This is a genomic window from Janthinobacterium sp. GW822-FHT07H10 (assembly GCF_058798675.1).
Genome location: NZ_JBXAKS010000014.1, coordinates 1 through 21,199 on the forward strand (window position 1 = coordinate 1; position 21,199 = coordinate 21,199).

Consider the following 21,199-nt stretch of genomic DNA (forward strand, 5'->3'; position numbering starts at 1 on the left):
GATCGCGACAAAGACGACGGTGCGGCGGCGCGGCGTTACAAGGCGAATGCGCCGGCGTCGGCCCAGTTCGACCTGCACGTGGACCGGCGCGATGCCGATGGCACCAAATGGCAGGGCGTCGCATCCATGGCGTGGCAAAACCACGGCGACAGCTACCAGCTGAAGCTGGAAGTGGGCTTGAGCATGTTGATCACGCGCATCAACCTGCTGGTCTTGACGAGCGAAGGCATGATCGATGCCAGCGGCGTCGTGCCCGTCACGGCCACGGAAAAACGCAAGGGCCGCGCGCAGACGGCCACGCATTTCAACCGCGATGCCAAGACCATCACGTTCTCGGCCAGCACGGTCACGGCGCCGTGGCAGGAGGGCGTGCAGGACAAGGCCACCGTGCCATTCCAGCTGGCCGCCATCGGCCGCGCCGACGTCAACCAGCTGGTGGGCAATATCGACATTCTCGTCGGCGAAGAAAAGGAAGCGACCGTGTTCCGCTTCCAGCTGGTGGGCGAGGAAGAGCTCGACACGAAGATGGGGCGCCTGGTGACCTGGCATCTGCGCCGGCCGCCGAAACCCGGCACCTATTCGTCGCAACTCGATATCTGGCTGGCGCCGTCCATGCAATGGTATCCGGTACAAATACGCAATACTGAAGCGAACGGGGCGCTGACCACGCAAACCGTGACCAAGATCAGCGTCAACGCAGCACCGACATCACAGGAAAATAAATGAATTCTTTGAGCACCTTGAAACATGTACTGGCCGCCGGCTTGCTGGCCGCCACCCTGTCTCCCGCCATGGCGGCGGACGAGCCCGTGGAGCATCCCGTCATCAAGCGCCCGTACAAGCTGGCGCCATCGGCAGACCTCGTCTATTCCATCAAGGCCCGGCAGCGCGGCATTTCGCTGGCCGGCGAGTCCGTCAGCAACTGGCGCGCGGGCGACGGCAAGTATTCGCTGCTGGCCGAAACCAAGGCTGCCCTGTTTGGCAAGATCCTCGAGCAGCGCAGCGAAGGCACGGTCGACGATTACGGCCTGGCGCCCGCGCAGTTCGTGGAAAAACGCTTCCGCAAGGAGGCGGCCACGACCACGTTCAAGCGCGACAGCAAGACCATCGTCTTCAGCGAAGGCGATGACAGTTATCCGCTGAAAGGCGGCGAGCAGGACCGCAACAGCACCGTCTGGCAACTGGCCAGCGTGGCGCGCGCCGCGCCCGAGAAATTCGTCGCCGGCTCGGAATGGACGTTCTTCGTCGCCGGCCGCCGCGACGCCGAACCGTGGACTTTCAAGGTCGTCAAGGAAGACAAGGTGGCTACGGGCCTGGGCGAAGTTGCCGCCATTCACCTGGTCAAGGCGCCGCCGTCGAACAAGCAGGGCCAGCAGGTGGACCTGTGGCTGGCGCCGTCGCTGGAATGGTATCCCGTGAAGGTGACATTTGCCGATGAAGACGGCGATTATGTCGAGCAGACTTTGCAGAAGATCATTAAAAAGTAAGCGTTCACTGTTGTTGCGGGGGCTGATCTGCCGGATCGCCCCCGCCATCTGGCAGGCGCCGCGTGCGCTGGTGCCGCCTGCGTGTTGCGCCCTGTCCGCAGTGCCCCCCGCCACGTGTCGAATTGCATGTCAGAACTGATATACTGACGCCCCCGCCCCGCAGCGCAGCGTTAGCCCGCAGCGCCGCCCGCTGAACACTCATCCGGAATAGAATGATTGATATAATGGCAAGTGCAGCCGTGGCTACGGATGCAAATCAGACAGAGCAAGAGCATCACGATTCCTTGCAGGCGCATTTCCAGCCCAATATTTCGGCCGACGAGATCGAGCAGGTATTCCATTTGAAGCGGGCGCAACCCTTGCTGCAAGTGTTTACGGCCCTGTTCCATGGCGGTTTCGATGGCGTGCTGGTGCGCCTGCTCGTGTTGCGCGAGCTGGCCGCCGATGCGGCCACGTCCGCCTACACGCGCGCCGACATCAATACCCGGCTCGCTTATCTGTTGCCGGAAAGCCTGGAAACGGTCTTGCTGCGCCTGCGTTCGAACCAGCTGCTGGCCTGGGATGCGCAGCAGGGCGTGTACCGCGTCACGCCGATGGCGCGCAACGTGCTGTCGGCCATCGACAGCCTGCTGGGCCTGGGCCAGACGGAAGACGAAGCCGAGATGGGCTTTTTGCTGTCGCAGGTGGCGGGCGCGCAAGCCGTGGGCGGCGTGTCGGTGGAGCAACTGCAACATCTGCTGGGGCGCCTGGTGGACTTGACGGAGGAATTCTCCGACGCCATCGCCTCCGGTTCCGAATTCCGTTTGCGCACGGCGCAGGCGAAGTGGAACATGGCCTGCGACTGGGTGGAAAAAGGCTCGGAAATCCTCGTGGCGATTACCTCCGATGAAAACGCGGACAGCGCCACGCACAAGGCGGCGCAGGCGATCGGCCGCGCGCAGAGCAAGTTGCTGAACATGCAAGGCATGTTTTCGCGCGCGCTGAACCAGATCGAGCGCCAGAGGGTGCACCTGGGCCAGTCGGGCCTGTCGACGACCGACATCAAGCGCTGGCTGCTGCTGCATGAGGACCTGGCCAGCCTGGCCGAGGGCGCCATCGACCAGCCCGTCGTGCCCCTGTTCGCCACGCCGGCCGAGATGATCGACGTGGCCGAAACGGAGCTGCTGTCCGAACGGGCGGCGGGCGTCATCAACACGGGCCTGCCCAGCGGCGAGGACGCGCCCACCACCATCAGCGACGGACCCGCCATGCAGCTTGAACTCGACGATTTGCTGGACCGCCTGTCGAACTTCGCCAGCCTGGGCAATTTCCCCAGCATCGGCGAAGAGGGGCCGAAGAGCGTGCCCGTGCAGGATTCCCTGCTGCCGGCCAGCTTTGCCGTGGCCTCGTACCGCGCCTCCATGCTGCCGCTGCTCGGTGATGTTTCCGAAGCAAGCCTGCAGGGGTCGACGGCCGAACTGGCCCGTTTGCCGATCACCTTTACACCGACCGACGAGATGGCCCAACTGACCGACCCCCACGTGGCGGCCATGTCGATCGCCTCGCTTTCACTGAATGTTTCACTTGATTTAGATAGCGGCACCGCCGATGAATGACGATTCCCAAATCCTGATTGCGCGCCTGCTCACGCATCAAACCCTGCGCCGCGACGACAAGCTGGTCAAGCGCGTGCTGTCGGACGAACTGTTCCGCGCCGAGATCGATGCGCGACTGCTGGCCTGCGGCCTGAAATTGCTCGACAACGTGTATGCCGACCATGTCACGCTGGCCCTGACGCGCACCATCGAGCCGAAGATCTTCGGCGCGCGCGACGTGTGGCAAAACAATAATTTCGGCCTGGCGCGCGATGGCGTGGCCTTGCTGGTGGTGCTGTGGGCGCAGATCATCCTGCCCAAGCGCGAACGCCAGGAAACGCACCAGCACGCCGATGACGACCAGAATGACATGTTCGGCACGGAAAAGCCGCTGCCGCGCGCGGAAGACGCGTCGATCGGCATTTCCTACAAGGCGCTGCTGTCGGACTTCGGCGACAAGCTGGGCAAGAAGACGCGCATGGACATGAACCTGGGCACGCTGGCCAAGCTGGGCTTCATCGAGCGGCGCGGCGACTTTATCCTCGAAGGCCCGCTGCTGGACCTGATGATGGACACGGACGTCTTGAAGGAGCGCATCATCAACGGCGCCCTGGCCGACGTGTTCAAGCGGGCGCCGGCGCGCCTGGTCGTCGTGGGCGGCGATGCGCTGGCGGACGCCGAGCTCGACGCCGACGTGGACGCCGATGTGTCCACCGACATCAGCGACGCGGGTGATACGCCGTCGTCCGACCTCCCTCACTGAAAGCGGCCATGTTTCATATCAAATCACTTGAATTGGTGCACTGGGATTACTGGCAGCGCATCAAGAATATTCCGCTCGACGCGAAGATCATCACCATCGCGGGGCAGAACGGCTCGGGCAAGACCACCTTGCTCGACGCCTTGCGCACCCTGTTCGGCCTCGACTGCTCGATGGGGCGCACGTACAAGCATTATGCGCGCCACTCGGGCCAGCAGACGGCCTGGCTGCGCGCCGTGGTCGACAACAAGAACGTGGGCAAGCAGCTGTCGAACCGGCCGTTCCGCAGTTCCGGCTTCTTCAGCGACGATGAAGTGACCCTGTTTTGCCAGATCCAGAAGAACGGCGGCGACTGGAAGCGCCAGTATCTGATGCGTCCGGGCAATGTGCAGATCGAGGACATCACGGACGCCAACGACTGGCTGGGCGTGGAAAACTACCGCAAGCGCCTGGCCAATGCCGGCCTGTCGCCGGCCATGTCGAAGGTGCTGGCGCTGGAGCAGGGCGAGACGGACAAATTGTGCGAATACGCGCCGCGCCAGCTGCTCGACCTCGTGTTCCAGGTGTTCGGCGACAAGGAAGTGTTGGACGCCTACGATGAAGCCAAGCGCCACCAGCGCGACACGGAAGTGGAGCTGAAACGCTTCGAAACGGAACTCGAGGCATCGAAGACCAACCTGGAAGGCTTGCGCCTGCGCGTGGCCAATTACCACCAGTGGGAAGGCTTGCACAAGGAACGCCGCAACCTGCTCGAGGAAGTGCTGCCCAGCCTGCAGTACCACGAGGCGCGCGAAAAGGCGGCCGCGGCCAGCCGGCAATTGCGCGATGCGCGCAAACCGATGGCGCAGGCGGACCAGCAGCTGACCGATAAACGCAATGCGCTGGCGGCGCAGGCGAAGGCGCTGTCCGACGCGCAGATGAATGAAACCTTGCTGGAGCAGGAGTCGATCGGCTTGCAGAGCCGTTTGTCCCTGATCAACGCGAAACTGAAACCGCTGGACAGCCTGCTGGAACAGAAGGAGCGTTTGCACAAGCTGGCGGCCGATTCGGGCAGCGACATCGCCGAAGTGGCGGCCCAGCTGGAACAGAAGGAAGCGGATCTGCTGCGCCAGCGCCAGCAGCGCGACGCGCTGTCGGCGCGCATCGCGGGCGAACAGGCAACCATTGCCGCGCTGCAAGGCAAGACGGCCATGCCGGAGCCGGACAATGTGCGCGGCATGCGTCGCGCGCTGCGCGATGCGGGGATTTCCCACGCCATGCTGTCGGACATCGTCGAAGTGACGGACAGCCGCTGGCAGGGCGCCGTCGAAGGCGTGCTGGGCGGCTATGCCTCCGTGGTATTGCTGGACAAGGCCAAGGATGCGGCGGCCGCCTATCGCCTGGCCGAGAAGGAACGCTACCGCCACTTCATCGTGCCCGACCTGGTCACGGCGCCGGTCGCGAAAGACGAAAGCCTGCTGGCCGTGGTGAAATTTTCCGCGCCCGTGCCAAGCTGGCTGATCGAGCAATTGTCGCGCATCTCCCGCGTTGATTCCGTCGAGGCCGGTTTCAAGCTGGGCAGCCACGAAGAGTGGATCACGCCCGAGGCGTATCACCGCGAACGCCGCGGCGGGCGCTCGCTGTTCGTCGAAGCGTCGCGCTACCGCTTCGGCCAGGCTGGCCGCAGCGGCCGCCTGGAAGCACTGCTGCGCTCGCTACCAAGCCTGGAAGGCCAGGAAGATACGCTGACCCTGGCGATCTCGAAACTGGCGGCCGAAGTGGGCGCCTTGAAAGCGCGCATCGCCGGCGTCGATGCGGCCAAGGAACTCAGCGCGCGCCAGGAAGAGTTCGCCGAAGCGCTGCGCAATTCGAAGCCGCTGAAGGATGAGCGCCTGGAAGTGGGCGGACGCCTGGGCGAGCTGGGCAATCTGACGAAGAACGCCACCGTGGCGCGCACGCGCGCCGATACCGTGTGGCAAAACGCGCGCCTGGCGCTGTCGGAAGCGGAAGCCGGTTCACGCCTCGGCTACAAGAAACAGATCGAGCAGCGCGCCGAGCATGCGCGCGCCTTGCTGGCCTTGCGCCACGCCTGGCGCCACCTGCCGAAAAGCTGGCGCCGGCCCGCGCGCCGCGCGGCCCTCGTGGCCGAGCACCAGAATGCGCACCAGGTCGACTTGCGCGTGGCCAGCCTGCAAAGCAGCCTGGCGCGCGACGACTGGGAACTCGACGCCACCGTCATCGACCAGCACCACCGCCTGTCGGACCAGCTGCATGGCCGCCAGTCGGAAACGGACGAGCGCCGCTACCAGAACAACCGCGCCATCGAAGCGACGGGCAATGCCCGTGGCGCCTACATGGAACGCTTGCGCTACACCATCAAGACCTACAGCAAGAACATCAAGGAGCTGGGTGAACTGGCCGGCATCGAAGTGCATGCGGACCCCGTGCGCCTGGAAAACGACGACGTGCAGCTGTCGCAGGCGGGCTTGCACGTGCGCTTCAAGTTCGACGGCAAGGGCGTCATCGGCATGAACGATGGCGAAGCGTCGGGCGGCCAGCAGGTGATGAAGTCGCTGGTGCTGCTGATTGGCCTGCTGAAATCGGAAGATGGTTCCGGCGGCTTCGTCTTTATCGACGAACCGTTTGCCCACCTCGATATCCGCAACATCCAGCTGGTCGGCGAGTTCCTGAAAAACACGGAAGCGCAATACCTGATGACGACGCCGTTGACGCACAACACGGACGTCTACGACCCTTCGGAGCTCACTCTGATCACGAGCAAGAAGAAAAAGGATACGCAATGGGCGCAGCCGATTTTCGTGCTGCAGCGCCGGGTCGAGCCCGTGCCGGGCAAGGCGGCGTGATGCGCCGCTGGCTGCTTCCGGCCGCGCTGGCACTGGCATGCTCGGCGCCAGCCATGGCCAATGACGGCATCGGCTCGGTCAGTGCCGGCGGCATTATCGTCGGCAAGACCGACGCCGTGGCCATGAAAAAGGAAGTGCTGACTGTCAGCACGGACTTGATCAAGGTCGAGTACGAGTTTCTCAACGAATCGAAAAGCGATGTGGAAGAGACCATCATCTTCCCGCTGCCCGCCTACCAGGCCGGCTACCACCAGTCGCCCACGTACTATGGCCAGCCGCGGCAGTTCTCGATCGAGGTCGATGGCAGGCGCAAGGATTACCAGACCGTGCTGGTCGCCAAGCTCGACGGCCTTGACGTGACGGCGCGCCTGGCGCAGCTGGGCCTGTCGGATGCGCAAGTCGCTTATTTCCCGTCGTTCAGCCCGTTCGAAAAAAAGGTCGCGCCCTTGAATGCCGTGCAGAAAAAGGCCATGATCGCCGACGGCTTGCTGGCCAAGCTGTCCGAAGACGAAGCATGGGTGCCGGCCTGGTCCGTGACGGTGGTCTACCAATGGCGGCAGAAATTTCCGGCTGGCAAAACGGTGCGCGTGCGCCATCAGTATGCCCCCTTCGTGGCGGCCGGCCCTGGTGCCTCCTACTTGGGGGAAGGCAAGGATTTTGAACAAAAATATTGCGGCGACAAGGCCTTTTACGCGAGCTGGAACCGGCTGGCGAAAAAGCAGGGCGAGAGCGGTTTCGTCAATGCCAAGTGGGTCTCGTACATCTTGAAGACCGGCAACGCCTGGAAGAACGGCATCGAAGACTTTACCTTGAACCTGGTCAAGGGCAAGCCGGATGAGCTGATCAGCCTGTGCTTCCCCGGCACCTTCACCAAGATCAATCCCACCACCTTGCAAGTCAAGCTGCGCAACTTCCGCCCGCAGCAGGATCTGAACGTCTACTTCGGCAATGTCGAGGATGGCAGCGAGAATACGGGCGAGGCGCCTGCGCTGCGTGCCAATTACTTGTTAATGCAATAGAAAGGCCGTACCTTGCCCACTACTGTTCTCCACCGCCGCCTGCGTATCCTGTGCCTGGGCGCGCTGCTTGCCGCGCCCGCCGCCTGGGCCGACAGTTATACCGATTTCCAGCAAGCCAGCACGCGCCTGCAAGCCATGATGGCCGCGTCCACCGTGCAAAGCGGCTTGCCGCGCCTGCGCGACCCTGCCGTGGCGCAGCTGTTTGCCCACGTCGCCGACGGTCCGCGCCTGTTCCAGGCGCCCGTTAGCGCGCTGCACGACATGAACCAGAGCGTGGCCCTGTGCGAGCGGGCAACGAACCTGGGCAAGGCCTATTACGCGTTTGGCCTTGAGCGGCCGCTGCCGCTGTCCGGCGCCGAGCTGCAGCAGGCGCGCAAGGACCAGGTGACGCAGAACCTGGCCGAGTATGGCGATGAAATGAGCACCATGTTCGCCTTTGGCGTGCATTGCCATGCGCACCTGATCGGCTTGATGGCGCAGGAGTTCAGCGCCCAGCCGGCGCAGGAGGTGAGCGGGACCGAGCGCCTGCGCGCCCGCGCGTTCAGCAAGGGATCGGCCACCGCTTACACGGGCGTGGTGCAGTTCGTGCTGGCGCCATTCTGGAGCGTGGCGCAAAAGAAAGTGATGCTGGAAGCGGCCGCACAACACGCGGCTGTGCATGTGGGACTGATGCCGCCGCCGTTGCGCGAGCGCTTGCTGGCCAGCCTGGACGGGGTGGGCCAGGAGCTCGATCCTGCGCTGGCGCCGTCGCTGGCGACGATACGCCAGGCGCTGGCCGTGACCAGCTGTGACGGCTTGTGCCAGTACTACTGAGTCATTCCGCGGCTTGCAAGGGCTTGTTGCGCTGGCGCCAGCGCACCAGGCCCCACGCGTACACGGCGTAGTAGCCGATGACGAGGCCATAGGCGGCCATGGTCAGCGGGCTCTGGCCGAACGGCGGCGGCGGCACGGGCACGTCGAGGCGCGTGTTCAGGTAGATTTCCATGCCGCGGTACAGCAGACGGGCGATGAACAGCATCGTGATGGCCAGGCCCAGATAGCGGTGCTGGGTGAAGAAGAAGTCCTTGCCGACGTGCTCGAAGCGCGTCAGCTTCAAGCCCAGCACACCGAGCCAGCCGCCGGCCAGCGCCGCCGCGCCCAGGCTGGACAGGGGCAAGAGCTCGAATTTCGTCGTCGTCGCCAGGAACAGCAGCAGCGCGGGGAAGGCGATCGCCACCGTCCAGTGACGCCACAGCTGCGATTTCTGGCGCGCCACCAGTTTCTTCAGGCGCGAATAGATGCGCCAGACCAGCAGCGGGACCAGGAGCAGCAGGGCGAGGGTGGTGGTTTCCATGTATGCATTCGGGGCGGAGAAAACAGCGATTGTAAGCCAGATGGGGGCGAAGGCGAAGCGGGGCGGCAGGCAAAAGTTGCTTATTGACATTTACATGGCATGAAAGCACTATGCCCTGTCATGCCGTGCCGCCACGAGCGGCACGCTGCGCTCAGTCACTGTTTCTTATCCACGTCCCCGGAGTGTCATGTCTACTCGTTTTCCCCTGCTGCCCATCACTGTCGGCTTGATGGCCTCGTCCTCGCTGGCCATGGCACAAGATGGCGCTTATCAACAGCCGCCGGCGCCCCTGCAAGCCATCGTCGATGCGCCGCGCGCACCGACCCTGAACCTGAGCCCGAAACGCAACCTGGCCGCCGTGCTAGCGACGCCATCCTTGCCCAGCATCAGCGAAGTGGCGCAGCCGGAACTGAAGCTGGCAGGCTTGCGCATCAACCCGCGCACGTATTCGGCCAGCCGTTTCAGTTTTCACACGGGCCTGGGCTTGCTCGATATCGATACGCAAAAGGAGATCAAGGTCAGCGGCTTGCCCGCATCGCCGCGCATCGCCGACCTGGCCTGGTCGCCCGACCAGCGCTACCTGGCGTTCAGCCACATCGTTTATGCCGATGCCGCCAAGGGCGTGAAGGAATCGGGCGTGGAACTGTGGCTGCTCGACGTGCAGACCAAAGCGGCGCGCAAGCTGGCCAGCTCCCCCCTGTCGACCGTGTATGGCCGCGGCTTTTCCTGGATGCCGGACAGTAAGACACTGCTGGTGCAGCTGAAACCGGCCAAGCTGGGGGCGGCGCCCGTGCCGAACGGTATCCCGACGGGCCCGTCCATCCAGGACAGCCTGCCCGGCGGTGCCGTCAAGCAGCTGCGCACCTATCCCGACCTGCTGAAGAACGAGCAGGACGCCCAGCTGTTCGAACACTACACCACCGTGCAGCTGGCTTTGCTCGATGTGGCGGGCAAGCAGCGCCTGGTGGGGCAGCCCGGCCAGTTTTCGCGCGTCTCGGCTTCGCCCGATGGCAAGCACCTGCTGACGACCAGCATCGTGCGGCCGTATTCCTACATCGTGCCGGCGCGCGACTTCGGCCACACGATCGAGGTGCGCGACCTGGCGGGCAAGGCGCTGCACGTGCTGGCACGCAAGCCGCTGGAGGAGGGCTTGCCACCCGGTAATGACGCCGTCTCCGCCGGCGTGCGCGACGTCAGCTGGCGGGTCGATGCACCCGCCACCCTGGTATGGGCCGAAGCGCAGGATGGCGGCGACCCGGCCGGCGCGCTGGAGATCCGCGACATCGTCTACACGCAGGCGGCGCCGTTCACGGCCAAGCCGGCCGTGCTGGCCAGGCTGGGTTCGCGCTATGCGGGCGTGGCCTGGGGCCGCGGCGACCTGGCCCTGCTCAGCGAAGCGTGGTACAAGACGCGCGCCGTCAAGCAATGGCGCATCAACCCGGACCAGCCGTCCGCGACGGCGGGTACGCCCGGCGACCTCGTGTACGCGGGTTCGTTCGAAGACCGCTATAACGATCCGGGCCAGCCCGTCATGCGCGCCGACGCGGCCGGCCTGCCGCGCCTGCTGATCTCCGTTGATAACGCGATCCTGCTCGACGGCGCCGGTGCTTCCGCCGAAGGCGACCGTCCCTTCATCGACCGCCTGAACCTGGCGACGAAGAAAAAGGAACGCCTGTTCCAGAGCGCCGCGCCCTACTATGAAAACGTGGTGGCCGTGCTGGACGAGGACGGCAGCCGCCTGCTGTCAACGCGCGAATCGCCGACCGAGCAGCCGAACTACTATGTGCGCAACCTCAAGCAGGGCGCCGCACCGCTGACGCCGCTCACGCACTTCCCCCATCCGCTGCCGCAATTGAAGGAGGTGCAGAAAGAGCTGATCCGCTACAAGCGCGCCGACGGCGTGGACTTGACGGCCACCCTGATGCTGCCGCCGAACTACGATGCCAAACGCGACGGCCCGCTGCCCACGCTGATGTGGGCGTATCCGCAGGAATTCAAGACGGCCAGCGCCGCCAGCCAGACCAAGGGCTCGCCGTATAAATTCAATGCCGTCAGCTACTGGGGCCCGGCCGCCTTCCTGTCCATGGGTTATGCCGTGCTGGACAATCCATCGTTCCCCATCGTCGGCAATGGCGAGCAGGAGCCGAATGACACCTACCTGCCGCAGCTGGTGGCCGACGCCGAGGCAGCCGTCGAGGAAGTGGTGCGCCGTGGCGTTGCCGACCGTAACCGCATCGCCATCGGCGGCCACTCGTATGGCGCGTTCATGACGGGCAACCTGCTTGCGCATACGCGCCTGTTCCGTGCCGGCATCGCCCGCAGCGGCGCCTACAACCGCACCCTGACGCCCTTCGGCTTCCAGTCGGAAGAGCGCTCGTTCTGGCAGGCGCCGGCCGTCTACCAGGCCATGTCGCCATTTAACTATGCCGACAAGATCAAGGATGCGCTGCTGATGATCCATGGCGAGCAGGACAACAATTCGGGCACCTTCCCCATCCAGAGCGAGCGCATGTTCCAGGCCGTCAAGGGATTGGGCGGCACGGCGCGCCTGGTGATGCTGCCGAATGAAAGCCACGCCTACCGCGCGCGCGAATCGATCATGCAGATGCTGTACGAAAGCAACAACTGGCTGGAGAAATATGTGAAGAACGCCCAGCCGGTGGCCGCCGACGTCAAGCCGGCAGGCAAATAGGGACAGGCGGCGCGCATCTCGTGGTATGGTCTTCCTTTGTCCTTATCCGCAGGGAGGCCAGCCATGTCAGCGTTTGCCATTGATGCCCACCGCGCGCCCGATCCGGCGCCTGTCGATGAACCGATGCCGGCGCCGGAGCCGCAGCAGGCGCCCGGGCACCAGCCTGGGCCCGTGCACCCGGTGCCGCAGGATGATCCCGTGCCGCACCCCCACCCCAGTTAATCTCGTCAAGAAAGGCTGTTTTAGATGGCAATTGTCAAGGAAGTCTACACACGCAAGGTCAGCGGCGAATCGTTTGACTACGAACTCGATTACACGCCCGGCACGGACGTGGCATGGATTGCGTGCGTGTACCACGATGGCGTGCTGAAAGGCTCGCCGCACGGCGCGCTGACGGCCAACGTGCTGTCCGGCCCGGCGCTGGAACAATACCTGCGCGCCTATGTCGAAGGCATGATCGAGCGCGGCCTCGACGTGGCCGAGTAAGCCGTTTGCGGCAGATCAAGGAAAAGGGCGCCGAGGCGCCCTTTGTTGTTGCTGGTTCGGGGTCAGACCCCTGATTTAATCAAATGCCCAGGTATACAACACGTCCAGCGCATTGTTCGTGCCGGTCTGGAATTGCAAGGTGATGCGGCGGTTCAGCTTGTAACGCAGCTTGACCAGGCTCGTCGCCGTGCTCGTGCCTTGCTCGAACGTCAGGTAGGCGCGCGACGACAGGCGCTTGCCGACGGTGACGACCGTGCTTTCCAGCCCTTGCGCCTGCGACAGGCCCACCTCGTCGAGTCCCAGCGAACTGGCCAGCTTGCCCTGCAAGCCGCCGCCGGAGCCGCCGAACAGGGCACCGGCGGCCGTCGTCAGCAGGGCCATCTCATCGCCGGCCGCCGTTTCCGCGCCATGGCCGAGGATCAGCCAGGCCAGCTTGTCGCTGTCCGAGACGCTCGGCGTGGAGACCAGCTTGGCCGTCGGCGCCTGCGCCGTGCCGCGCACTTCCACGCCCGCTTCCACATTCGTTTCCGACAGCGCTTCGCCTTCGGGACGCTTGCGCACGGCCAGGATGTTCAGGGCCGGATTGTCGTAGGCGCCCGTGAAGTTGATCAATCCCCGCTCGATGGACAGTTTTTGGCCGTATGCCGCGTACTGGCCGCTGGCGACGCGGATGCTGCCCGTCACGCGCGGCGCGGCGCGGTTGATGACTCTGGCGCGTACATTGCCGGCCAGGTCGGCGTCCAGGCCCATGCCGCGCAGGTGGAAGGCATTGCCCAGGTCGAATTCGAGGTCGATATTCAGGGGCAGCGACGGCGCTTCCTTGCTGCCCTTGACCTCCTTGCCCAGCACCACCACGTCGCTGCTTTGCGTGGGCGTGTCTTGCGGCGCCAGTTCGATCAGCGCGCGGTTGGCCTTGAACTTGCCCTCGAAGCTGAAGCGCTTGTCGTTACGCACGAGGGTACTGTTGCCCGACAATACGAGCGTGCGGTCGGGGCGCGACAGCGCCTGCAGGCGGTCGGCCATCAATTTCAGTTCCAGGCTCGCTTCGCCATTCGCAAAGCGTACCCAGCCGTCAGCCTGCACCTTGCCGTCGCCGCCGTCAAAGCTCAGGCGCTGCAATTGCAATTGATCGCCCGCCAGTTTGGCTTGCAGCACGCCATTGCGCAGCTTCAAGCCCTGGTCGGCCCAGTTCACCAGCAGCTTGCTGCCGTTGATGTCGCCATTTAATTGCGGCGCGCCGATGCTGCCGCTGCCGGACAGGGCGACCTTCAAGGCGCCGCCCAGTTCCAGGCCGGGTTGCCCCGTCAGCGGCGCCAGCCAGGCCAGCGAATCGATGCTGGTGGTGCCCGTCAGGGAGAGGGCGCTGTCGTTGCTGATGCGCCCGCCCAGCATTTGCACGGTGGCGTTGATGTCGCTCTGGCCCGCGCGCGCGCCGTCCAGTTTCACGGCCAGGCGCAGTTGCTGGTTCGCTACATCCACCCGCGCATCGAGGGTGCGCAATCCCAGCGCCAGCGGCTGTTCCACGCCCACCGTCACGTCGCCTTTTTCGCGGTAGACGTGCAGCATGCCGGCCAGTGACGGCTCTTTCTGCTTCGCTGTCGGCACCTGCATGTCGAGCGACCATTGCGCGCCCAGGGTCAGGTCGCTGCGCGCATTGGCTTGCAGCGACGGGATCACTTGCGCCAGATAGGTCAGCGCCACGCCGGCCGCCTGGCCGGCACTGGTCCAGCGCGGGCCGCTCTTGGCCAGGCTTTGCATGGTGATGCTACCTGCCGGCAACTTGATGACGGTGTTGCCCACGCTGATCTGCTCGGGCTGGCCCAGGCCCGCCACGCCGCTGCCGGCCGGACCGGCCACTTTCACGGGCACGGGCGCCTGCAGCACGAGCGCATAGCGGCCCTTGTTTTGCAGGCTGTCGATGCTGCCGATCCAGCTGGCGCCGCTCTGGCTGCCCTTGATTTGCACGCTGGCATCGAAATCGTCGTTGCGCGCCGTCAGGCTCACGGTATGGCTGCCGCGCGTGCCCGTGGTGCCCAGGCGGGCGTTGGCCAGCTTGAAGGTGGGCGTGCTGTAGCCCGTGATTTCCAGCTCGCTGATCATGGGGTCGAGCGCGCCTTGGCCGGCGCCCACGCTGGCGCTGCCTTTCACGGCCTTCAATTGCTGGTCGCCAAAGAAGGTCAGATCCTTGCCATCGAGCGTCAGTTGCGCGGCGGGCGCCTCCAGCTTGCCCGAGACGGCGCCTGCCGCATGCAGCACGCCGGCAAAGCGGGGACCGAGTGTCGACAGTTGCGGCGCATCGAGTTTCCACGCCAGCTTGTCGGTGGCGCCGCCCAGCGCGCCTTTCGCTTGCAAGCTGTTCGGGCCCAGGCGCAGTTCCGTATCGACGCTGTCGATGCGTTTCGCATTCGCCGACAGCTTGGCGTAGCCGGCCAGCGGGGCGTTTTGCAGCGTCGATTCGCGCAAGCCCAGGTTCAGGGCCACTTGCCAGTCGCTCGTCAGGCGGCCGCTGCCGGTGAAATCCGCATTGACATTACCACTGGGCAAGTCCGCACCGAAGGCGGCCGGGTTGATCTTTTGCAAGGAACCCGTCACTTTCAATTCCGCTTCTTTCTTGGGCCCCGTCAAGCCCACTTCGCCGCTGGCGTGGATGGCGCTGTCTGGCGCGGGACGCTTGCCGCTGGCCAGGCCCAATCCTTTTGCATCGGCAACAAAGCTCGTGCGCGGCTGCTGCAGGGTGCCTTGCACGACGCCGCTGGCCAGCACGCTGCCCAGCAAGTCGGCCTGTACGGCGGAGAGCTGGCGCGCATCGACATTCCAGTTGAGTTTTTCGCCGGCGCCGCCAAAGTTGCCCTTGGCCGTCACGTTGTTCTTGCCCAGCGCCAACTGCACGTCGATGCCGCTGAAGTGGGCCGCGTCCGCCGTCAGCTTGCCCTTGCCCGACAAGGGCTGGTCGAGCAGTTTGCTGGGGCGTACGGTGAAGTCCGCATTGGCCAGCCAGGTCGGCGCCACGTGGCCGTTGGCGCGCACGTCGAGGTTCAGGTCGGCCACGGGGAAGGCGCCGAAATCGGCCGGGTTCAAGCGGCTGGCCGTGGCGACAGCCTTGAATTCCTGTGCGTCTTTCAGGCTGATCTGGCCCGTCGCGTTGACGTTGCTCTTGCCTGCTTGCAAGGTGGCCTTGCGCAACTGCACCAGCGAGTCGGCCAGCGTGGCTTCCACGTCCAGGCGCAGCTTGGCTTCACCCAGCCTGGCGCGCAGGGTTTGCGTCTTGCCGTCGCTGTCGAGCACGATGTCGCCGACGATCTTCGTGCTGTTGATGCTGCTGTAGATATGCTGCAAGTCGATCTTGTCCGTGTGCAAGGTCAACTGTGCATTGCCGATGGGGGCGTCGGCGGCGTCGCGGTTGAGCTTGCCACTGCCCGTGAATTTGCCCGCGTTGCCGAAGTCGATGATGGCCGACTCCAGCGTGGTGGCCGTCAGGGTGCCGCCCAGGCGCGCCTCGAACTGGCGCAGCGGCAGCTTTTGCTGGTCGATGGGACCCGGCGTGGCGTGGTTGAGGATGGCCAGCTTGCCCGACACCGTCTGCGCGTTAGGCCGCGTGTCGATGGCGGCATCGAGTTCCAGGCTCAGGTCCGCCTGCGGCAGGGTGGCGTCGAACTTGCCCGGATTGATGTTGCGGCCACGGATGCTGGCCGAGCGCAGAATGATGACGGGGTCGAACGGCGCCAGTGCCAGCTGGGCATCGGCCGTGGCCGCTCCCGCGCTGCCCTTGGCCGTCACGTTCAGCACATTCAAGTCGCCGCCCAGTTGCAGGGCCAGGGCGGCCGGCTTTTCGCCGGCGGCCGGATTGAGCTGCGTCAAGCTGGCTTTGCCGCTGAGCTTGAATGGCTGGGTGGCGGCGATCGTCGCGCTGGCCGCGGCCTGGCCGAACGGCGTCAGGGCCGTGGCGTTTTCCAGCTGCCATTGGGTCTTGTCGCCGGACAAGGTGAAATGTATCTTTTCAAACACCGTGTTGCCACCCGCGCTGACGAGCGTCACCTTGTCCAGGCGTGCATCGCTGATGCCCACCTTGAACGGCGAGGCCAGGCTGGCGGGCATGGTTGACGGCTCGTCGGACGGCGCCGTGGTTTCCACGGACAGGCTGGCCACGTGCAGTTCGCTGATGGCGATGCCTTCCGAGAAGAACTGGAACGGCGACCAGTTGATGTCGATGTTGTCGGCCGTGATGTGCTGCGTCTTGCTGCGGTAGCTGACGTGGCCCAGGTGCATGCGGTTGTACAGCGAGCCGGACACGCCAGTCACTTCGATCTCGCCGCCGCTGGCGCTGGCCACCTTTTGCACCAGCATTTGCAGCGTCGATTCGCGGCCCAGGAACCAGAAGGCGGCGCCCAGCAGCACGGCCAGGCTGGCGACGGCGATCAGCAGGTAGCGCAGCCAGCGGCGCGGCTTTTTCGCCGGCGGCGGTGGCGGCGCGGCGCCGTTGGGGGACTCGGTAGTAATATCGGACATCAGAAAGTGAATCCCAGAGAGAAGTGCAAACGGTAGGCGTGGACGGCGTGGCCATACGCCACGTCGACATTGATGGGGCCGACGGGGCTGCGGTAGCGCCCGCCCAGGCCGTAGCCCGATTTCGGCGTCAGCGCCTTGACGGTATCGGCCGCGTTGCCGGCGTCGTAGAAGGCGGCGATGGCCCATTTCGGCTTGAACCAGTACTGGTATTCGGCGCTGGCAGTGGCCATGTAGCGCCCGCCGACGGTGGCGTCGCCTTCCTTCACGCCCAGTTCCTGGTAGGCATAGCCGCGCACCGACTGGTCGCCGCCGGCGCGGAACAGGTAGACGGCCGGCACGCCGCGCTTCTCTTTCGAGCCCAGCGCGCCCATTTCGCCGCGTAGTATGAGTTCGCCTTTTTCACCGAGCGGCCGGTAATACACGGCCTTGCCGGCCACGCGCACGAAGCGCTCGTCCGTCAGCACGGGCAGCAGCGCGCCGCCCACCTGCGCGTTGATGACATAGCCCTTGGTGGGGAACAGCAGGCTGTCGAGGCTGCGCTTGGTGATGGCATAGGTCAGCGGCAAGCTCTTGCTGCGCGTCTGTTCCAGGCCGACGACGGTCTTGTCTTCGCTGAGGAACTCGAACGTCAGGCTGCGCTCCAAGTTGGTGCCGCCCCAGTTGCGCTTGGCCGAGATGGTGGTGACGGCCGTGATTTCATTGGAAATGTCGCTGCGCTCGAACGAGGCGCCCGCGCTGTCGTTGTAGCCGCGCTCGGTGGTGGGGAAATAGAAGTTGGCGTGCGCCGCCTGTTTCTTCGTTTCCATCGTGATCGCGCTCTTGAAGCGTGTGCCGAACACATTCAGGTTGTCGTAGTTGAGCTGGGCGCGATTCCCCGTGTTCGTACTGAAACCGAGACCGGCGCTGACGTTTTGCTGCTTGTTTTCCGTCACGCGCACCACCAGCGGCAGTTGCGGCGCGGGGCCGCGGTTGGCCGGTTTTTCCACGGGCGCGGCGCCGGCCGCATCGGCTTGCTGGCTTTCCTGGCCCGCCTCGATCTGTTCGCTGAGAATGCTGCTCATGTCGGCGCTCACTTCCACGCTGGCAAAGTAGCCGGTGTCCTGCAGGCGCGCCTGGAACGATTGCAGCGCCGATTCGCTGTAGTACTCGCCGGGGCGGATCTTGTCGAGGTTGCGGATGATGCTTTCAGGATAGCGTTTCAAGCCTTCGATGCGCAGCTCGCCGAAGCGCAGCTCGGGGCCGCTGTCGAGCACCACCAGCAGCGACACCTTGTGCGTTTCCGGGTCGACCACGGCTTGCGTGTCGACCAGCTGGGCGCGCGGGTAGCGCGTCTGCACCACTTCGCGCAGCAGCGCGCGCTTGGCCGATTCCCAGTCCGACTGGCGAAACACGCTGCCCGTCTTCAGGGACCAGCTGCGCTTGAGCGCTTCCGTATCGTAGGGTTCGGAGGCGGCCAGCGGCGGCGTGGGATCGAAACCGCGCAATTCCAGCTCGACCTGGCCGACGGTCACCGCTTCGCCCGGTTCGACGTCGACGATGACGACGGGCTTGGCGCCCGTCGTGTCGACGCGCACGGTGACGACGGGCGTGTAATAGCCGGCCGTGGCGACGAGATTTTTAACTTGCTCAGGAGCATCGCGCACGAGACGTTGCAATTGCTCGCGGTCCATGCGCGGGTTGCCGCGGAAGCGTTCCAGGTCCAGGTTTTTTTCCAGCAACTCATCGAGATCGCCGGGCGCGTTGACCTTGACCTCGTATTGCAGCGGTGCCGGCGCCGCTTCCGTGGCGCTGGCGCTGTCTGCTGCGGCATCTGGCGTGGTTTCCTGCGCGCTGGCGTTGGCGAGCGGAAACAGCAGGATGGCACTGCCGGCGGCCGCCAGTGTCAGTTGACCCATTACTTTTGTCACTACTTGTGCCAAAATTCGTGGTCGTGTCGCCTTGCCGGCGGCTGTGTGCCGTATGGGTCGTGCAGAAAACATGGTGCTCCAGATGAGTAAATGCTGACTGCATGTTACCGGAATAGGTAAACTGATGGCGGACGAATAAGTATTTTTTGCACGGGGAATCATGTTTCCCCGCGCACTATTGGACAGAATAAAACTGAAAAGAAAGAAATTATGCTAGCAACTGACTCCGCACTCGTGCTCTTTAGCGGTGGGCAAGATTCCACCACCTGCCTGGCCTGGGCCCTCAAGCACTATAGCCGCGTGGAAACGATTGGCTTCGACTATGGCCAGCGCCATGCGATCGAGCTGACGGTGCGTCCCGGCGTGCTCGAGCAGATGCGCCAGCAGTCGCCCGAGTGGGACAGCCGCCTCGGCCCTGATCACATGATAGACCTGTCGCTGATTTCCGCCATTTCCGATACGGCCATGACGCAGAACGTCGAGATCGTCATGCAGGAAAACGGCTTGCCGAACACCTTCGTTCCTGGGCGCAACTTGCTGTTCATGACGGTGGCCGCCACCGTGGCCTACCGCCGCGGCTTGACGGTGCTCGTGGGCGGCATGTGCGAGACGGATTTCTCCGGCTATCCGGATTGCCGCGACGACACGATGAAGGCGCTGCAAGTGGCCCTGAACCTGGGCATGAACACGCGCCTGAAACTGGAAACGCCGCTGATGTGGCTGGACAAGGCGCAAAGCTGGGACCTGGCGGAAGACCTGGGCGGCCAGCCGCTGGTCGACCTGATCCGCAGCGGCACGCACACCTGCTACCTGGGCGAGCGCGGCGAGCTGCACGCCTGGGGCTATGGCTGCGGCACCTGCCCGGCCTGCGCCCTGCGCGCCAACGGCTATCAGCAATACGCGGCGAAAAAGGCGGCCGAGTAAGCTGCCCAATACGCAGTTTGCGCCGTTTCTTCAAGCGGCGCGGCAGGGAGGACGGCCATGCTGTGGTTTTTGCCACAGGAGAACCTTGCCATGAAATCCCTCTTTGCCGCGCTGTACGGCCCCGTGTTCTGGGCCGGCTTCATCGGCGCCGCCACCTGGCTGGTGGCGTACCGCCAGCATGCGTTCTGGGTCTTGCCGCCGCTGTTGCTGCTGGCCCTGCTGACGTCCTTTCTTGCCGAGCGTTATCTGCCGTATGACGGCGCGTGGAACCATGCGCATGGCGATGGCTGGCGCGACAGCCTGCACGCGCTCGTCAATGAAGCGCTGTACCTGCTGGGCCTGGCCGCCTTTCCCCTGCTGGCCGGACACATGGCGCTGGGGGACTTCTGGCCCGGCGCCTGGCCGTTCTGGGCGCAGTTGCTGCTGGCGATACTCATCGCCGACTGCGGCATCACCGTCGTGCATTACCTGAGCCACCGCTATTATTTCCTGTGGAAACTGCACGCCGTGCACCACAGCGTGCAGCGCCTGTACGGTTTCAATGGCTGGATGAAACATCCCTTGCACCTGCTGCTGGAAGCGGCGGGCGGCATGCTGCCCTTGCTGCTGCTGGGCATCCCGGAAAGCGTCATGGCCGTGCTGGCGTTTGCCGTGGCCATCCAGTTGTTGCTGCAGCATGCGAATGTCGATATGCGCATGGGCCCGCTGCGCCAGATCTTCGCTTGGGCGCCGCTGCACCGTTTCCACCACATGAAATACGGCACGGCAGGCGACGTGAATTTCGGCCTGTTCTTTACCTGCTGGGATCGCTTGCTGGGCACCCGCTTCGACGCCCCCGCCTACCGCATGACGGGCGATGACCTCGGCATTGGCAGCCGCCCCGATTATCCCGTCGCATATGGCGCGCAGCTGCTCGAGCCGTTCCGCGCGGAAGAGGGCGTGCGCGCGCCCGAATTGCCGGCCGGCTTGAAATCGGCGCTTAATCGAGCAGCTTGACGTTGAGCTGGCGCAAGCTGCGGTCGGCGCGCACGCCGAACAGGCTGCGCATGGTGCGCGAAAAATGCGCGGCGTCGGCAAAGCCGGCCGCGTGCGCGGCGTGGGTCAAGGTATTGCCGAGCAGGATAAAGCGGATGGCCAGGCGCAGGCGGCGCCACAGCACGAGGCGCCGCACGGGCAAGCCCAGCTGCGCACTGAACAGGCGCTCCAGCTGGCTCAGCGACAAATGCGCTGCATCGGCCACGGCGGCCGCGCTGACCTTGCCGGACAACAAGGCATCGACCTGGTCCAGCGCCCGCTGCAGGCGCGCGTCGGCCAGCTGCTGGCGCGGCTGCGCCTGCAGTGCGGCGGCCAGGCTGTCCAGCGTGGGCTCGTGCACGCCGTCCTGCGCCGCCAGCAGGGCCGCCACGCCCAGGCATTGGGGCTCCGCATAGATGGTGAACAGGGGAGCCGGCGCGGCCACGATGGCGTGCGGGCGCAGGCTGGCCACCAGCAGGCGCTGCGCCGTATGGATGCTACCGTCGAGCTCTGCGGTGAAGGGCGCGCCCGTGCTCAGCATCAGCTGGTGCGCATAATGGGCGTGGCTGTCCGTGGCGCCCGCTTCGCCATGCAGGATGGCAAAGTCAGGCGCCAGCCACAGCGTGCCCTGCCAGCGGTCGTCGAGCAAGCGAT

16 protein-coding genes are annotated in these 21,199 nt (G+C 64.8%); 12 read left to right on the forward strand and 4 right to left on the reverse strand.

Annotation, left to right across the window (positions count from 1 at the left end):
• The 7 genes from AC1RDJ_RS24170 to AC1RDJ_RS24200 all read left to right on the forward strand — a co-directional run.
• Positions 1–726: DUF3108 domain-containing protein (locus AC1RDJ_RS24170; RefSeq protein ID WP_493028941.1), on the forward strand; the 726-nt coding region annotated here is incomplete at its 5' end.
• Positions 723–1,487, forward strand: coding sequence for a DUF3108 domain-containing protein (locus AC1RDJ_RS24175; protein ID WP_493028942.1), 765 nt, complete (start codon positions 723–725; stop codon positions 1,485–1,487). The genes AC1RDJ_RS24170 and AC1RDJ_RS24175, both read left to right, overlap by 4 nt.
• Before the next feature lie 224 nt (positions 1,488–1,711).
• The gene (locus AC1RDJ_RS24180; protein WP_493028943.1) at positions 1,712–3,082 is read left to right on the forward strand and encodes a hypothetical protein; all 1,371 of its coding nucleotides are present in this window, start codon (positions 1,712–1,714) and stop codon (positions 3,080–3,082) included.
• Positions 3,075–3,824, forward strand: a complete 750-nt coding sequence (locus AC1RDJ_RS24185) for a hypothetical protein (RefSeq protein ID WP_289887440.1) — start codon at positions 3,075–3,077, stop codon at positions 3,822–3,824. The genes AC1RDJ_RS24180 and AC1RDJ_RS24185 overlap by 8 nt, the downstream gene beginning before the upstream one ends.
• 8 nt (positions 3,825–3,832) lie before the next feature.
• Positions 3,833–6,664, forward strand: coding sequence for an ATP-binding protein (locus AC1RDJ_RS24190; RefSeq protein WP_493028944.1), 2,832 nt, complete (start codon positions 3,833–3,835; stop codon positions 6,662–6,664).
• The gene (locus AC1RDJ_RS24195) at positions 6,664–7,683 is read left to right on the forward strand and encodes a DUF4424 family protein (protein WP_493028945.1); all 1,020 of its coding nucleotides are present in this window, start codon (positions 6,664–6,666) and stop codon (positions 7,681–7,683) included. Before AC1RDJ_RS24190 ends, AC1RDJ_RS24195 begins: the two co-directional genes overlap by 1 nt.
• A 12-nt stretch (positions 7,684–7,695) precedes the next feature.
• A complete protein-coding gene (locus tag AC1RDJ_RS24200) occupies positions 7,696–8,496 on the forward strand; it encodes a hypothetical protein (protein ID WP_493028946.1) in 801 nt (266 codons plus the stop codon).
• A gap of 1 nt (position 8,497) precedes the next feature.
• Here the strand turns inward: AC1RDJ_RS24200 and AC1RDJ_RS24205 are convergent, their stop codons facing one another.
• Positions 8,498–9,016 (reverse strand): CcdC protein domain-containing protein, encoded by a 519-nt coding sequence (locus tag AC1RDJ_RS24205; RefSeq protein ID WP_071325546.1) that lies wholly within the window; start codon positions 9,014–9,016, stop codon positions 8,498–8,500.
• Between the two features lie 187 nt (positions 9,017–9,203).
• Here AC1RDJ_RS24205 and AC1RDJ_RS24210 point away from each other — a divergent pair, with 187 nt between their 5' ends.
• The 3 genes from AC1RDJ_RS24210 (at position 9,204) to AC1RDJ_RS24220 (ending at position 12,194) form a co-directional block, all read left to right on the forward strand.
• Complete coding sequence (locus tag AC1RDJ_RS24210; protein ID WP_493028948.1) at positions 9,204–11,708, forward strand: alpha/beta hydrolase family protein; 2,505 nt, start codon at positions 9,204–9,206, stop codon at positions 11,706–11,708.
• Between the two features lie 63 nt (positions 11,709–11,771).
• A complete protein-coding gene (locus tag AC1RDJ_RS24215) occupies positions 11,772–11,930 on the forward strand; it encodes a hypothetical protein (RefSeq protein ID WP_198043807.1) in 159 nt (52 codons plus the stop codon).
• A gap of 24 nt (positions 11,931–11,954) precedes the next feature.
• Complete coding sequence (locus tag AC1RDJ_RS24220) at positions 11,955–12,194, forward strand: hypothetical protein (RefSeq protein WP_493028950.1); 240 nt, start codon at positions 11,955–11,957, stop codon at positions 12,192–12,194.
• A 75-nt stretch (positions 12,195–12,269) separates the two neighbouring features.
• Here AC1RDJ_RS24220 and AC1RDJ_RS24225 read toward each other — a convergent pair whose 3' ends face one another.
• Together AC1RDJ_RS24225 and AC1RDJ_RS24230 are read right to left on the reverse strand one after the other, a co-directional pair.
• On the reverse strand, positions 12,270–16,700 hold the full coding sequence (locus AC1RDJ_RS24225) for a translocation/assembly module TamB domain-containing protein (protein ID WP_493028952.1): 4,431 nt from the start codon (positions 16,698–16,700) through the stop codon (positions 12,270–12,272).
• On the reverse strand, positions 16,700–18,595 hold the full coding sequence (locus AC1RDJ_RS24230; protein WP_071325542.1) for an autotransporter assembly complex protein TamA: 1,896 nt from the start codon (positions 18,593–18,595) through the stop codon (positions 16,700–16,702). The genes AC1RDJ_RS24225 and AC1RDJ_RS24230 overlap by 1 nt, the downstream gene beginning before the upstream one ends.
• A 222-nt stretch (positions 18,596–18,817) precedes the next feature.
• On the opposite strand from AC1RDJ_RS24230, the gene queC reads away from it, so the two are divergent.
• Entirely contained in the window at positions 18,818–19,531 is a 714-nt protein-coding gene (queC, locus tag AC1RDJ_RS24235; protein WP_071325541.1) for a 7-cyano-7-deazaguanine synthase QueC, read from the forward strand.
• 90 nt (positions 19,532–19,621) lie between these two features.
• Positions 19,622–20,527, forward strand: coding sequence for a sterol desaturase family protein (locus tag AC1RDJ_RS24240; RefSeq protein ID WP_493028953.1), 906 nt, complete (start codon positions 19,622–19,624; stop codon positions 20,525–20,527).
• On the opposite strand, the gene AC1RDJ_RS24245 is transcribed toward AC1RDJ_RS24240, so the two are convergent.
• On the reverse strand, positions 20,511–21,194 hold the full coding sequence (locus AC1RDJ_RS24245; RefSeq protein WP_493028954.1) for a helix-turn-helix domain-containing protein: 684 nt from the start codon (positions 21,192–21,194) through the stop codon (positions 20,511–20,513). The two genes, AC1RDJ_RS24240 and AC1RDJ_RS24245, sit on opposite strands and share 17 nt — an antisense overlap.
• Between the last annotated feature and the right edge of the window lie 5 nt (positions 21,195–21,199).